The organism is Prauserella rugosa, from assembly GCF_000719975.1.
Classification (GTDB): domain Bacteria; phylum Actinomycetota; class Actinomycetes; order Mycobacteriales; family Pseudonocardiaceae; genus Prauserella; species Prauserella rugosa.
Genome location: NZ_JOIJ01000026.1, coordinates 1 through 13,820, shown reverse-complemented (window position 1 = coordinate 13,820; position 13,820 = coordinate 1). Strand labels below are relative to the sequence as shown.

The following is a 13,820-nucleotide window of genomic DNA, read 5'->3' as shown; positions in this document are numbered from 1 at the left end:
GCGCCCGTGGATCCCGCGAAGCGCACCCGGCACCGAGAACGCCATCCGTCAGGGAGCTGGCGATCTCGGTGCCGTGCTGGTGCTCTACTGGGAGTCTTGACCGGACTGCCGCAGGTGGGCGAGTTCGGCGAGTTCCGGAAGGTCGCGTGCGAGGATGTCGTCGTCCTGCAGCGCCTCCGTTGCTTGCGAGTTCGCCGCACCGAGCCAGACCTCGCCGGTGGTGCCGTCGATCGTGATGACGTCCCCGGTGCGGAAGAGGATCTCCCCCTGCTCGTCCCGAACCTCGGCATCGCCCACGGCGAGGTGGTTGGCGCCGACCACTGCCGGGATGCCCCAGCCGCGGGCGACCACAGCCGCGTGGCTGACCAGCCCGCCTGTGCTGGTCAGGATTCCGGCGGACACCGCCATCCCGTGAACGTCCTCCGGACTGGTCTCAGACCGCACGAGGATCACGTCGCTGTCGGCCTCGGAGGCGGCGTCCGCGTCGAGGACGACCGTTCCGCTGACCCGGCCGGGCGAGGCACCCAGGCCCTGCGTCATCGGTTCGGACGCGACACCTTGGCGCGCGGCGGCCAAGACCTCGGTACGGGCGGTGTGGACGATGTCGTCGTCCAGCCGCGCGCGCAGTTCCTCGGTCGTCAGGGCGATGGCCGGGTCCCGCCACATCTCGGCGGCGATCCTGACGGCCGCTACGGCGCCGCGCTTGCCGACCCTGGTCTGCAAGATGTAGAGCTTCCCGCGCTCGACCGTGAACTCGACGTCGCACATGTCCCGGTAGTGCTGCTCGAGCGCGGAGAGTCGATCGGTGAGCTCCGCGAACGCCTCGGGGAGAAAGTCGGCCATGTCGCTCAGCGGCAGTGTGCGCGCGCTTCCGGCCACGACGTCTTCGCCCTGCGCCTTCGGCAGGAAATCGCCGTAGTGCCGGTTCTCGCCGGTGGAGGGGTTGCGGGTGAACGCCACTCCGGTGCCGGAGCGGTCGTCGTAGTTGCCGAACACCATGGCCTGGACGTTGACCGCGGTGCCGAGGTTCGGGTCGATTCCCTCCCTGTCCCGGTACGCGCGCGCTCGATCGCTGTCCCAGCTGCGGAAGACCGCCTCGATGGCCCCGCGCAGCTGCTCCGCGGGGTCTTGCGGCACCTGAGCCCCTGCAGCGCTGAGCGCTTCCTTGATCGCAAGAGCGCGCTGGCGCGGACTGCCTGCCTCAGCGGAGTGGACGGTCTCCTTCGGCACGTCGAGCACCGTCGTGGCGTACATGGTGAGGAAGCGCGCGTAGCTGTCCCAGGCGAAATCCGGGTCGTCGGACGCCTCGGCGAGGCCCTCGACGGTCTCGTCGTTGAGCCCCAGGTTCAGCACCGTGTCGAGCATCCCCGGCATCGACCGCGGTGCCCCGCTGCGGACCGCCACGAGCAGTGGATCCGCCGGGTCGCCCAGCTTGCGGCCCATTCGGGACTCCAATGCGGACATGTTCTCGGTGACCGCGGCGTCCAGGTCGTCAGGCCAGCCGCCGTCTCGGTAGGCCCTGCACACCGGTGTGGCGATGGTGAAGCCGGGCGGGACGGGCAGGTTGAGCACCGAGGTCATCTCGGCGAGGCCGGCGCCTTTGCCGCCGAGCAGGCCGGCGAGCTCACGCGGCGGTGTCCGGTGGGGGTGATCGAACGGGAAGAGGTGCTCGGCGGCACGAATGGTGCCGGAGCCGGGTGCGGCGGTGAGTGAAGCCACGGCGTCGCTCCTTTGCTCGTGCGTGACCTGGTGGCGGGGGACAGGCTCAGTGACCATCTGCTGCGGCTCGTTCGCGGCCAAGCGTGCTCAGCAGGTCCTGGTGCAGTTCCATCCATGCGTCGTGATAGCTCTCCGACAGCGGTGCCGCGAACGCTTTGCGATCGCCGGACAGCAGGCGCTCGTAGGCACGCCGGAACGCTCGCGGGTACCTGCCGAAGCGGGGGAGGGCCTGAGCGACCTCGTCCGTGAGTGCGAGAACCTGCTCGTGCAGCGCGCCGAGGTCGGCGACCACGGCGTCGTCGTAGGTCTGGTCGCCGTGGTCGTTGACCGAGCCGTCAGGCCGCATCTGCCAGCGGGAGCACAGCTCCTTGAAGGGCTGGTTGAGCTCCAGGAAGGTGGTGTTGGCGTGCTCGACCGCGGGTTTGGCTCCGGATTCCGCGAGCTCGGCGGCCAGCAGTTCGGCGTGCGTGGTCCGGCCCTGCGCGGTGAGCGCCCACCCGCTGATGCGGCCGCTGCGTTCGGCGATGAGTCCGTCGGATTGCGCCTGACGCAGCAAGTCCTGCACGACGGCGGCGTCGAGTTCGGTGTCGCGGACGATGAGGTCTTCAGCTGCGAATCCCTTGAGGCGGAGCAGGTGGAGGACGGTCAGCTGTGGTCCGCGGGTCGTGAGGTCGTGGTCAGTGCTCACTGTTCGCCCCTTTCGTCAGAGCCTCCAGGGTCCCGTCGTCGGCGCACTGGAGATGCGTGGTCTCGTTCAGGCTCAACACCTGTCGCCGTCGCCCGGAAGCCACGACTCGGCTGATCGAGGTGTAGTTCGGCTGGAAGAACATTCCGCGCGGCCGGCCGAGCACCTTTCCCAGGAACGAGTTCAGGACTCCGGAGTGGCAGACGACGGCGACGGTGTTGGAGGAGTTGGCGTCGATGATGTGGTTGAACACGTCCCACACCCGCTGCTCGAACGCTTCCGGGTCGAAGACGTGATCGCCCCACACGCCCGTTTCCAGTGCGCGCCACATCATTCGTCGCACGTCGTTGGGCGCGGTGTTCAACTCGGGTGGGGTGTAGCTGGTGGCGCCGTGATCGAACTCCCGCAAGCGATCGTCCACGAGCAGCGGCACGGTGGCGTGGTTGACGATCGCCTCAGCGGTCTCCCGCGCCCGGATCATCGGACTGGCGTAGACGGTGGCCGGACCGTTCGCACCGGCGAGGAACCGCCCGAGCAGGTCTGCCTCGGCGCGGCCTCGAGCGGTCAGCGGTGGGTCGGCGCCGTCGCCGGTTGCGCCGTGCTGGCTTTCCGGCCTGCCGTGCCGGATCAGCAGAAGCTCCATCACGTGCTCCTGGTCGGTTGCGAGGAAGCGACGGACCAGTACTGGTCGCGCAACGGCTTGTGCCGGATCTTCCCGGTGTCGGTGCGGGGGAGGCTGTCGGTGAAGTCGACGGATTTCGGGCACTTGAAGTGCGCGAGACGTTCGCGGCAATAGGTGATGAGCTCGTCTGCCAGCGACGGTCCCGGTTCGCTGCCGTCGGCGGGTACCACGACGGCCTTGACCTGCTCCCCGAACTCCGGGTCGGGCACGCCGAGCACGGCGATGTCGTCGACCTTGGGGTGCGGGGCCAGCAGGTCTTCGACCTCGCGGGGATAGACGTTGACGCCGCCGGTGATGATGGTTTGGCCCTGCCTGCCGGTGAGGTAGAGGAAACCGTCGTCGTCGAGGTAGCCGAGGTCACCGACAGTGCCCCAGCCCGGCGTTGCGGCGAGGTCGGCGGTCCCGTCGGCGGCCCGCTCGGGCTCTTCGGCGTCGGGCTTGGCGAACCAGACCGCGCCCACCTGGCCGGTGGGCAGGAGCCGGCCGGATTCGTCGGCGATGTGCACGGTGCTCTGCACGGAGCGACCTACCGATCCGGGGTGGGCGAGCCACTCCTCGGGGCCGATGGTGGTCCGCCCGTAACCTTCGCTGGCGCCGTAGTACTCGTGCACGATGGGGCCCCACCAGGTCAGCATCTCCCGCTTGACCTCGGGCGGGCACGGTGCTGCCGCGTGCACGGCGACTCGGTGCGAGGAGAGGTCGTAGCGGTGGCGAACCTCGGCGGGGAGTCGCAGCAGCCGCACGAACATCGTGGGTACCCATTGGCTGTGGGTGACGCGGTACCGCTCGATCGCGGCCAGTGCTCCCTCGGGGTCGAACTTCTGCATCAGCACGACGGTCCCACCGAGTTGGTGCAGCGACTGGAGGAAGCCGAGGGGGCCGGCGTGGTAGGCGGGTCCCGGAACGAGCAGGACGTTGCCGGTGTCGTCGAATCCCAGCGACGTCATGAGTCCGCCGGAGCGCACCGGCAGCTCGCTCGGGTGGATCTGCTGCGGTGGAACCCGGAAGGGTTTCGGCCGTCCGGTCGTACCGGAGCTGAACAGCAGCCTGCCACCCACGGTCTCCACCAGATCCGGATCGCGGGGAGTTGAGGCGATGATGCGCTCGTAGTTCAGCGCTGCGTCAGGTCCGCTCGGCTCGCCGGTCTCGTCGACGACCAGCCACAGCACGCCGTGGTCGAGGCCGGCCTGCTCGGCCGCGGCGCGCAGGTTCGGGAGGACTCGGCGCGAGGTCACGATCGCCCGCGGGGCGGCATCTTCCAGGATGGGCGCGAGCTCAGCGCTGGTGAGGTGGAAGTTGGCCGCGCCGAGGCACAGTCCGCTGCGCCAGCACGCCCAGCACACTTCCCCCCAGATCAGGTCGTTGCCGAGAACGACCAGCACGGTGTCGTCCCGCTGAAGACCGCGGACGGCGAAGTACGACGCGAGGCGGGCGCTGCGCTCGTCGAGTTCCGCATACGTGCGGTGCTGACCGGTCTCGGCGATGATCATCGCCGGGCGGTCGGGGGCCCGTTCGGCCACGTTGCCGGGGTACACAGCACCTCCGAGTGTCAGGTCGCTTGCGCGACGATGGTAGCAACGAAAAAGTCAGTTTAAGCGACTATCGAGTCACATTCTGGGTCGCACGAAGTGCCGTCAGCCCGCCGTCGGCCCGCAGGTCCACGCCGTTGAGCCAGGAGGCGTCCGGCGAGAGGGCGAACTCGACGATCGCCGCGATCTCGTCAGGTTCGGCGTGCCGCCCGACCAGTTCCCCGGCGGTGTCCAGGGACGGCATCGTGGCGCGGAAATCGGCCAGGATCGGAGTGCTCACGGGGCCGGGGCTGACGCTGAGGCAGCGCACGTCCGCCGGGTGCAGGCGCGCGGCGAGCAGCGTTGCGTAGCGGTGGACCAGCCGCTTGGAGAGCTGGTAGGCGCTTGGGCCGTCGAGACCGGCCTCCACGAGCCGTTTCTTCAGGTCCTCGGCAGGCAATGCGAGCAGTTCGTCCGCCTGTTCGTCGGTCGTCGCGTCCCGGTAGCCGGCCATCGACGACAGCAGCACGATCGAGCCGTTCTTGTGCGTCAGTCGCGACAGTTCCTCGGTCAGCCGGCGAAGGCCGATGATGTTCACCGCGTAGACCGCGCTCGGCGCTGCCGTGCCGGGTACTCCGGCGACGGCGGCGAGGCCGTCGATGGGCGCTGACGTGCTGATTCGTTCCACTGCGGCCGTCACGTCGGCGCTGTCGGTGAGATCGCAGCGCAGGGCCTGCGCTGCGTGCGGTATGCCCTCCGTGCTGCGGTCCAGGCCGATGACGTCGTGGCCGGCTCGGGTCAGTCGCATCGTGAGCGCTCTGCCGATGCCGGAGGCGGCACCTGTGATCACGAGTCGGCGCCGCTGGTTGTTGTTCGTGGCCGGGACGTCCATCGTCTCCCCCGTCTTCGTTGGCGGTCTGCGGACCACTATCCCATTCGCAGCTTGAGATGTATAGTCGGAGTCGCAAAACTGGCAATGCTGCCGAACAGCCGAAGGGGTGGAGCTGGCCATGGTCACGAGTGCGTGCCCGGCGTCCCGGCCGAACGGTGTGGACCTCCTCGACGTCGAGGTCTTCGCCGAATCCCGCGACGGGGACATGTTCCGCCGTCTGCGCGACGAAGCACCACTGTTCTGGAATCCCGGTCCGGGTGATGAGAACGGGTTCTGGTCGCTGACCCGCTACGCCGACATCGAGGCGGTCGCGAAGGACCCTGACAGCTTCTGCAACGGCGAAGGGACTCAGATCGCGAGCCGGCGCGCTGAGGGCTCCGGGCCGCGTCAGATCCACAACATGGACGAGCCCGATCACGGACCGATGCGCCGCCTGCTGACCAGCACGTTCTCGCCCCGAGCGGTGGAAAGGCTCACCGAGCGGGTCGAACAGGTGACCACCAAGCTGCTCGACGAGGCGCTGGAGCTCGGTGAGTTCGACTTCGTCAAGGTGGTGTCCTCGCGGCTGCCCCTGCTCGTGTTCGCTCCTCTGCTGGGCGTGCCCACTGAAGACGCGGACCTGCTGTTGCGCTGGACCAACGAGTCCAGCAGCGAAGACCCGGAGTACTCAGCGGGTCCCGAAACCGCTGCCAAGGCTCGGGAGGAGTTGTTCGCCTACTACACCGACCTGACCGCGCAGCGTCGCGCGTGCCCGCGCGATGACGTGGTCAGCACCCTCGTTCAGGCGGAGGTCAACGGCGCACCCCTGACGCAGGAGTGGCTCAACCCCTACTACATGGTGCTCACGGTGGCTGGCAACGAGACCACCCGCAACCTGTTGAGCGGCTCGGTGAACATCCTGAGCCAACGCGACCTGTGGCCGGCGTTGCGGTCGGGCGACCACGCCTTGCTGCGATCGGGCATCGAGGAGATGGTCCGCTGGGTGTCACCGGTGGTGCACATGCGCCGCACCGCGACCACCGACGTCGAACTGCACGGGCAGACCGTCAAGGCGGGGGAGAAGGTCGTGCTCTGGTTCGCTTCGGCGAACCGCGACGAGAGGGTCTTCGCCGAGCCCGAGGAGTTCCGACTCGATCGCAAGCCCAACCGGCACCTCGGGTTCGGTGCCGGCCCGCACTTCTGCCTCGGGGCGCACCTCGCCCGCATGGAGACCCGGGTCTTCTACGAGCAGGTGCTGGCCCGTGACATCCACATTGAGTTGCTGGGCGAACCCGACCGGCTGCAGAGCAACTGGTTCCGCGGCATCAAGCACCTTCCGGTCCGAGTCACGCAGGGGCGTCGATGAGCACGGCGACCGCCCTGATCGCCGACCGGGCGCAGAACTGGGTCGGAGGCCGGTGGGTCACCTCGGCCGGGGAGACGATCCCGGTCGCCAACCCGGCCACCGAACAGGTGGTCGCCCGCGTCCCGGCCTCGACCGCGGCGGAGGCCGAGGCCGCCGTCGCGGCGGCCTCGGAGGCGTGGCCGGTGTGGGCGGCGACTCCCGTCGCCGAGCGCATCCGATTCGTACGCCGACTCGCCGACGCGCTGGACCGCAACGCTGAGGAACTCGCGGGTGTGATCGCCACGGAGGTCGGGATGCCCCGGCACGTGGCCGTGGCAGCCCAGGTGGGGCTGCCCGCCCAGGCGCTGCGGGCGACTGCCGAAGCTGCGGAGTCCTACCCGTGGAGCGAACCGGTGGCCGCCGGTGAGGTCCGGCGGGAACCCGCGGGGGTCGTCGTTGCGATCACCCCGTGGAACATGCCGCTCTACCAGATCGCGGCGAAGCTGGGGCCCGCGCTGATCGCCGGCTGCACCGTCGTGCTCAAACCCAGCGAAGTGGCGCCGCTGAACGCCTACGCGCTGGCTGAACTGATGCACGAGATCGGTGTGCCGCCGGGCGTGTTCAACCTCGTCGTGGGCACGGGGCCGGTCGTCGGCGAGGCGCTCGTCCGGGACCCGCGGGTCAGCGTCGTGTCGCTGACCGGAAGCGTCGGCTCGGGTGCCCGGGTGGCGGAGCTGGCCGCTCCCGGCATCACCCGGGTGTGCCTCGAGCTCGGTGGGAAGTCGGCCAACGTCGTGCTCGACGACGCTCCGCTCGACGTGGTGGTGCCCGCCGCTGTGCAGCAGGCCTTCTTCAACTCCGGTCAGGCGTGCAACGCGCTGACCAGGCTGGTCGTCCCCGAACACCTGCACGACGAGATCTGCGAACGGCTGTCGGAGGCGGTCTCCGCCCTGCGGCTGGGCGACCCCTTCGACGTCGGTGTCGACCTGGGCCCCCTGGTCAGCGACCGCCAGCGGGACACCGTGCGGGGGCACGTTCACCGAGCGCTGACCGACGGTGCCCGGATGCTCGTCGGCGGGCCGGATCAGCCGGAGGGCATGCCGGTCGGCTTCTACCACCGACCGACCGTGTTCACCGACGTCACCCCGAACATGGCGCTGGCGCAGGAGGAGGTCTTCGGGCCGGTGCTCGCGGTCCAGACCTATCGGGGCGGGTCGGGTGATTCCGCCGCCGTGGACCTGGCCAACAGCACCGAGTACGGCTTGGCCGCCGGCGTGTGGTCCGCCGATCCCGAGCGGGCTCGAGCCGTCGGCGCACGACTCCGCGCGGGTCAAGTCAAGATCAACGGCGTGCGGACCCGCGACAGCCTGGACGCCCCGTTCGGCGGATACGGACGTTCCGGCCTCGGGCGGGAACTCGGGAGTTTCGGCATCGACGAGTTCGTCGAGATCAAATCACTGCTGGGCTGAGGTGCGAATCGCAGCCCCGCACCACGGGAGGTAACTCTGATGAAGATCATCCTGGATCGCAGCAAGTGCGGAGTGCTCGGGATTTGCGAATCCGTCGCGCCCGAGTTCTTCGAGGTCACCGATGACGGCGATATCGCGGTGCTGAGGGAGGACGTGCCCGCCGACCGCGTCGCCGAACTCGAGGAAGCGGTGCTGTCGTGCCCGACCGAAGCCCTGCGGCTGGCGCCGTGACGGGGCTGGTGGTGGTCGGTGCGTCGCTGGCCGGCCTGCGCGCCGTGGAACGCGCGCGCAAGGCCGGTTACGACGGCTCGATCACGCTGATCGGCGCGGAGGAGCACTTGCCGTACGACCGGCCTCCGCTGTCGAAGGCATACCTGCTTGGCGAGAGCGTGCCCGATCCCCGGTTTCGGACCGAGGATCAGCTGTCCGAGCTGGACGTGGAACTGGTCCTGGGAACCCCCGCGACCGGCCTCGACACCGACTCGAGAGAGGTCATCGCGGGCCGGCGCGTTGCCTACGACGCTCTGGTCATCGCCACCGGCGCGCGAGCTCGCACACTGCCCGGAAGCGAACAGCTCTCGGGGTTGCACGTGCTGAGGACCTTGGACGACGCGAAGGAGCTGCGCGCCGCGCTCGATTCCGCGCCGCAGCACGTTGTGGTCGTCGGCGCCGGTTTCATCGGATCGGAAGTGGCATCGGCCGCACGCGCACGCGGGCTGGCGGTCACGGTGGTCGAGGCGGCGCAGTACCCGCTGACGCGCTCGCTCGGATCCGAGCTGGGAGTCGCGTGTTCGCTGTTGCACGAGCGGCACGGCACGCGACTGCGCACCGGAGTCGGTGTGGCCGGACTCGAGGGGAACGGGTCGGTGGAGAAGGTCCAGCTGACCGACGGGACCGTGCTCGAGGCTGATCTCGTGGTCGTGGGCATCGGCGCCAGCCCGGTGGTCGACTGGCTCGAGGGCAGCGGGGTCGCAGTCCATGACGGGGTGGTCTGCGACGAGACGCTCGCGTCCTCCGTTGCCGGCGTCTACGCGGCGGGCGATGTCGCGTGTTGGAGGAATCCGCTGTTCGGCCGGGCGATGCGCCTCGAGCACTGGACGAGTGCGGCCGAGCAGGGCGCCATCGCGGCGTCGAACGCGCTCGACCCGGGTCAGGCGCGGTCGTATTCGACCGTTCCCTACTTCTGGTCGGACTGGTACGGCACTCGGATTCAGTTCGTGGGCGTGCCGGGAAGTGACGAGCACCGGGTGGTGGCGGGATCGGCCGAGGACGGCGAGCTGGTCGCGCTCTACCGCGAAGGCGACCGCCTGGTCGGTGCGCTCGTGCTCGACCAGCCGTCCAGCACGATGAAGTACCGCGGTCTGATCAATCGTCGGACCTCCTGGGCGGAGGCTCTCGAATTCGCCCGTGCGCGACATGGAGGTGCGTCGCTGTAGAGTGATGGGTGGTTCACAAAAGATGCGACGATTTCTGGAGTGCTGATGCCTGGAACGGACGGTGCTGACGGGGGCAAGCAGCCGGTTCGGCGCGGGAAGAACGTTCGCGGGCTGCGCACCAGGCAGGTGCTCCTGGAAGCCGCCTTGAGCTGCTTCTCCGAGTACGGCTACGCAGGTACCCGGGTCTCGGACATCGTGTTCCGGGCGGGCGTGTCGCAGGGCAACTTCTACCGGCATTTCCAGAGCAAGACCGAGGTGTTCCTCGAATCGCTGCGTCCGAGTCTCGAGGAGCTGACCGCCTCGACCAGGCGCGGGGCGGTCGGCGACGGCGTCGATCTCGACACGATGATCGCGCTGACCACCTCCTACCTCACCTCCTACACGCGCAACCGGCACATCCTGCGCGTGATGCGGGAAGCGGCGGCCACGAGCTCCGAGGACAGGTTCGCGGAGCTGTGGCTCGAGCAGCGCGGCAGCTACGTGGAACGAACCGCTCGTTGGCTTCGGCGGTTGCACCACCAGGGGCGGATCGAGGAGGTCGACTTCGACCTGCTCGCCGACGTGCTCGGCTCGGCCATCGAGCAGACCGCCTACGTCCACATCGGTTTGCCCGCGGAAGCGCCCCGTCCGGAGCGGATCCGCGAACTGGCGGTCGCCGTTGCCACGGTGTGGCACCGCTCGCTGCCGATTCTCGAGGAATCCGAGGGAGCCGGCTCCAGCGCCGCAGCGGTCGCAACGCGCTGAACCCGGCCTCGCCGACCGGGCAGCCACCAGGCTGCCCGGCCATTCGTGCTGCCCTCATCTGTTCTGCTCGAGCGGCGAAATCTGATCTGCCCGTTCTGGTTGACACGTGACTTGCATCGCATCAGAATGTGACTGACCGATCGCAAAACACTGAGTTTTGGTCTGATGCTGAACGATTCCAGGTCGCCTCGTATGACCGTTCACTTTCGCGAGGCTCGAGTTCTCGAACAGCACCTGCCGATTTGAACCTCAACGACGAGGGAGAGCGTTGCCGTGACTGAATGGCCGATCTTCGACAGCACCTCGAAGACCTTCCCGCTGTACTCGCGGGCCAACGTCGGGGAGATCTTCCCCGACCCGATCTCCCCGCTGAACGCCTCGGTCGGGTTCCAGGAGAACCTCGAGCCCGGGTGGCAGGACGCGTTCGTGGCCTGCAAGGTGTGGGATCGCGATCTCTACGACACGGACGTCGAACGCAACGTGCTCCCGGCGTTCGGCAGCTACCTCTACATCAACATGTCGCTGATGCGGTTGTTCGGCGTGCGGGTGCCGGGCATGGGCGCGGAGGCCGTGGACCTGCAGTACTTCGGGGACATGCCGGGCATCCCTTCGTACGAGAGCGAGAAGCGCGATTTCGACGAGGACCCCGCCTTCTCCGAGAAGGCCGGCCAGTGGCTGATGGAGGAGGTGCTGCTGGCGCAGGACCTGGCCGCTTACGACGCCGATCGCGCGGAGGTCCGCAAGATCAGGGCGGACAGGCCGGACCTGGCGTCGCTGACCGACGAGGAGCTCGTCGACCGCCTCACGTCGTTCGCCGACGTGCAGCGTCGCCTCTTCCAGCACCACATCGAATCCAGCCTCAAGTCCGGTGTGGGTCTCGGAGCGATCAGCCAGGTCGCCGCCGCAGTCGGCAAACCTGAGCTCGCACTCGCCTTGGTGAGCGGGATCGGCGACGTCGACTCCGCCGGCCCGTCGAACGGCTTGTGGGAGCTGAGCCGCAAGGCCCGCAACGCCCCTGTCGCAGCCCTGTTCGACCAAGGCGTGGGCGGCTTGTACGCACGCCTGGTCGACAGCACCGACCCGGAGGTCGTCGCGTTCCGCGAGGCGCTGGACGCCTTCCTCGCCGAATGGGATTTCCGCGGTCCGGCCGAATGGGAACTGCGGGCGCTGACCTGGGGGCTCAAGCCTGAGCTGGCGCTGCACACCGTTGACCGGATGCGCGGTGTGGACGACTCCGAGGCGCCGTCGGTCAAGAACGCGCAGCGATCGAGCGATCGTGAGGCGGCGACGAAGGCCGTGCGCGAGCTCGTCGCCGCCGACGAGGAGGCCGCAGGACAGTTCGAGGTGGCGCTCAACGCTGCGGCGCTGTGGCTGCGCGGCCGTGAACGCTCCCGGACGACGTCGGCCATGATGGTGCACGAACTTCGGTTGCCCGCCTTGGAACTCGGCCGACGCGGTGTGGATGCGGGGCACCTGGACGACGCCAAGCAGATCTTCATGCTCTTCGCCGACGAGCTTCCCTCGTACCTGAACGACCCCGGGGCTTACACGAAGACGCTGCGCGACCGCGAGAAGACCTACCTGGAGCTGTTCGACTACGAGCCCCCGTTCGTCGTGGTCGGCGAGGCTCCGCCGCTGTCGGAGTGGAAGCGCCGCTCGGACAAGTCCCACATCAAGGCGCTGGTGGGGGAGGTCATCCAGGGCGTCTCGGGCTGCACGGGGGTGACCCGTGGGCGTGCCCGGGTGCTCACCGACCCCAACGACCCGTCTGCGCTCGAGCCGGGCGACATCCTGGTCGCGCCGATCACCGACCCGTCCTGGACGCCGCTGTTCGTCGCCGCGTCCGCCGTCGTCGTCGACGTGGGCGCGCCGTTCTCCCACGCCGCGATCGTCAGTCGTGAACTGGGCATTCCCTGCGTCGTGTCCGCAACGGACGCGACCGGCCGGATCCCGGACGGCGCGCTGATCGAGGTCGACGGAACCACCGCGACCGTCACGATCGTCGAGGGCTGACGACCGAGGTGCGACCGCCCGGTCCGGGACTGTCCGTGATCTTGTGGGTGCTGGGTGATCTTGACCATGCTGGGGCGCACGTTCTGGCGGGAAGGGATCGATGGTGGCGAACAAGGACGTGGCGTCTGCTTCGGCGGCGGAGCAGGCCGGGGGTGATGGTGTCGACGTGCGGGTGGCTCAGGAGCTGATTGAGAAGGCACGCGAGGACGGCGTGTCGCTGGTCGGCCCGAACGGGCTGCTTCGGCAGGTGACAAAGACGGTGCTGGAATCGGCGTTGAATGCCGAGCTGGACGAGCATCTCGGCTATGAGAAGGGTGACCTGCAAGGCAAGTTTGGGTCGAATGAGCGCAATGGGACCTCCTCGAAAACGGTGCGAACCGACGTTGGCGAGGTGCTTCTCGACGTTCCGCGCGACCGGGAAGGTACGTTCACTCCGCAGATCGTGCCGAAGTATGCTCGCCGAGTCGACGGTTTCGATGACACGATCATATCGTTGTATGCGAAAGGGCTGACGACCGGGGTGATCCAGGCGCACCTGTCGGATATTTATGACGCCGACGTGTCACGTGATCTGACCTCGAAGATCACCGATAAAGTAGTAGAAGATCTGAATTCGTGGCAATCCCGACCACTGGATCGCGTATATCCGGTCGTGCTGATCGACGCCCTGCATGTCAAAATTCGGGACGGAGCAGTGGCCAATCGCCCGATCTATATCGCGGTCGGGATCACCCTGTCCGGCGAGCGGGACGTGCTGGGCATGTGGGTCGGCACGGGTAGCGAGGGAGCGAAAGGGTGGCTGAATCACCTCTCCGACCTGAAAAACCGTGGTGTTGAGGACATCCTCATCGTCGCCTGCGACGGACTGAAGGGTCTGCCCGACGCCATCTCTGCACTGTGGCCACAGGCCGAAGTGCAGCTGTGTGTCGTGCACCTCGTTCGAGCAAGCCTGCGTTACGCATCTAAGAAATACTGGCCTGCAATCACGAAACAACTAAAACTGATCTACACATCCCCCACAGTCGACGCGGCCGACGTCGAGTTCACGAGCTTCTGCGCAGAATGGGAAGATAGATATCCAGCCATGGTCCGCTTGTGGCGAACCAACTGGGAACAGTTCATCCCATTCCTTTCCTATCCGCCCGAACTACGCAAGATCATATACACGACCAACGCGATCGAGAGCTTGAACTCGCGCTTCCGCCAGGCCACCCGACGTCGGGGCCATTTCCCTAACGAGCAGGCCGCACTTAGAGCTTGTCTCAGTTGGTTTGTTGGAGTCGTTTGAAGCAGACGAGGGCGGCGGCCAGCGCGAGGAAGGCTGTGAAGGTGTCGGCGCGGCGTTCGT

The 13,820-nt window shown here is 67.9% G+C and carries 11 protein-coding genes and 1 pseudogene; 7 read left to right on the top strand and 5 right to left on the bottom strand.

Annotated features, from left to right (window positions below; all coding sequences use genetic code 11):
• Positions 1-84: 84 nt before the first annotated feature.
• The 5 genes from IF64_RS0122755 to IF64_RS27325 form a co-directional block, all read right to left on the bottom strand.
• Positions 85-1,719, bottom strand: a complete 1,635-nt coding sequence (locus tag IF64_RS0122755) for a pyruvate, phosphate dikinase (RefSeq protein WP_211252645.1) — start codon at positions 1,717-1,719, stop codon at positions 85-87.
• Positions 1,720-1,765: 46 nt separating this feature from the next.
• Positions 1,766-2,407, bottom strand: a complete 642-nt coding sequence (locus IF64_RS0122750) for a hypothetical protein (protein WP_051758095.1) — start codon at positions 2,405-2,407, stop codon at positions 1,766-1,768.
• Positions 2,397-3,047 carry a histidine phosphatase family protein gene (locus IF64_RS0122745; protein ID WP_051758094.1) on the bottom strand — a complete coding sequence of 217 codons (651 nt, stop codon included), beginning with the start codon at positions 3,045-3,047 and terminating at the stop codon, positions 2,397-2,399. Before IF64_RS0122745 ends, IF64_RS0122750 begins: the two co-directional genes overlap by 11 nt.
• Entirely contained in the window at positions 3,047-4,606 is a 1,560-nt protein-coding gene (locus IF64_RS0122740) for an AMP-binding protein (RefSeq protein WP_246134680.1), read from the bottom strand. Before IF64_RS0122740 ends, IF64_RS0122745 begins: the two co-directional genes overlap by 1 nt.
• Positions 4,607-4,685: 79 nt before the next feature.
• Positions 4,686-5,486, bottom strand: coding sequence for an SDR family oxidoreductase (locus tag IF64_RS27325; RefSeq protein WP_030534211.1), 801 nt, complete (start codon positions 5,484-5,486; stop codon positions 4,686-4,688).
• A gap of 118 nt (positions 5,487-5,604) precedes the next feature.
• On the opposite strand from IF64_RS27325, the gene IF64_RS0122730 reads away from it, so the two are divergent.
• The 7 genes and pseudogenes from IF64_RS0122730 to IF64_RS0122700 all read left to right on the top strand — a co-directional run.
• Positions 5,605-6,831 carry a cytochrome P450 gene (locus IF64_RS0122730; RefSeq protein ID WP_030534210.1) on the top strand — a complete coding sequence of 409 codons (1,227 nt, stop codon included), beginning with the start codon at positions 5,605-5,607 and terminating at the stop codon, positions 6,829-6,831.
• Positions 6,828-8,279 (top strand): aldehyde dehydrogenase family protein, encoded by a 1,452-nt coding sequence (locus IF64_RS0122725; RefSeq protein WP_036877640.1) that lies wholly within the window; start codon positions 6,828-6,830, stop codon positions 8,277-8,279. Before IF64_RS0122730 ends, IF64_RS0122725 begins: the two co-directional genes overlap by 4 nt.
• Before the next feature lie 39 nt (positions 8,280-8,318).
• Entirely contained in the window at positions 8,319-8,510 is a 192-nt protein-coding gene (locus tag IF64_RS0122720) for a ferredoxin (protein WP_030534208.1), read from the top strand.
• The gene (locus IF64_RS0122715) at positions 8,477-9,715 is read left to right on the top strand and encodes an NAD(P)/FAD-dependent oxidoreductase (RefSeq protein WP_246134681.1); all 1,239 of its coding nucleotides are present in this window, start codon (positions 8,477-8,479) and stop codon (positions 9,713-9,715) included. The genes IF64_RS0122720 and IF64_RS0122715 overlap by 34 nt, the downstream gene beginning before the upstream one ends.
• A 45-nt stretch (positions 9,716-9,760) precedes the next feature.
• A complete protein-coding gene (locus IF64_RS0122710; protein WP_051758098.1) occupies positions 9,761-10,459 on the top strand; it encodes a TetR/AcrR family transcriptional regulator in 699 nt (232 codons plus the stop codon).
• A gap of 273 nt (positions 10,460-10,732) precedes the next feature.
• The gene (locus tag IF64_RS0122705) at positions 10,733-12,472 is read left to right on the top strand and encodes a PEP-utilizing enzyme (RefSeq protein WP_030534205.1); all 1,740 of its coding nucleotides are present in this window, start codon (positions 10,733-10,735) and stop codon (positions 12,470-12,472) included.
• 100 nt (positions 12,473-12,572) lie between these two features.
• A pseudogene (locus tag IF64_RS0122700) lies at positions 12,573-13,727 on the top strand (IS256 family transposase); the annotation flags it as partial.
• Positions 13,728-13,820 lie beyond the last annotated feature (93 nt).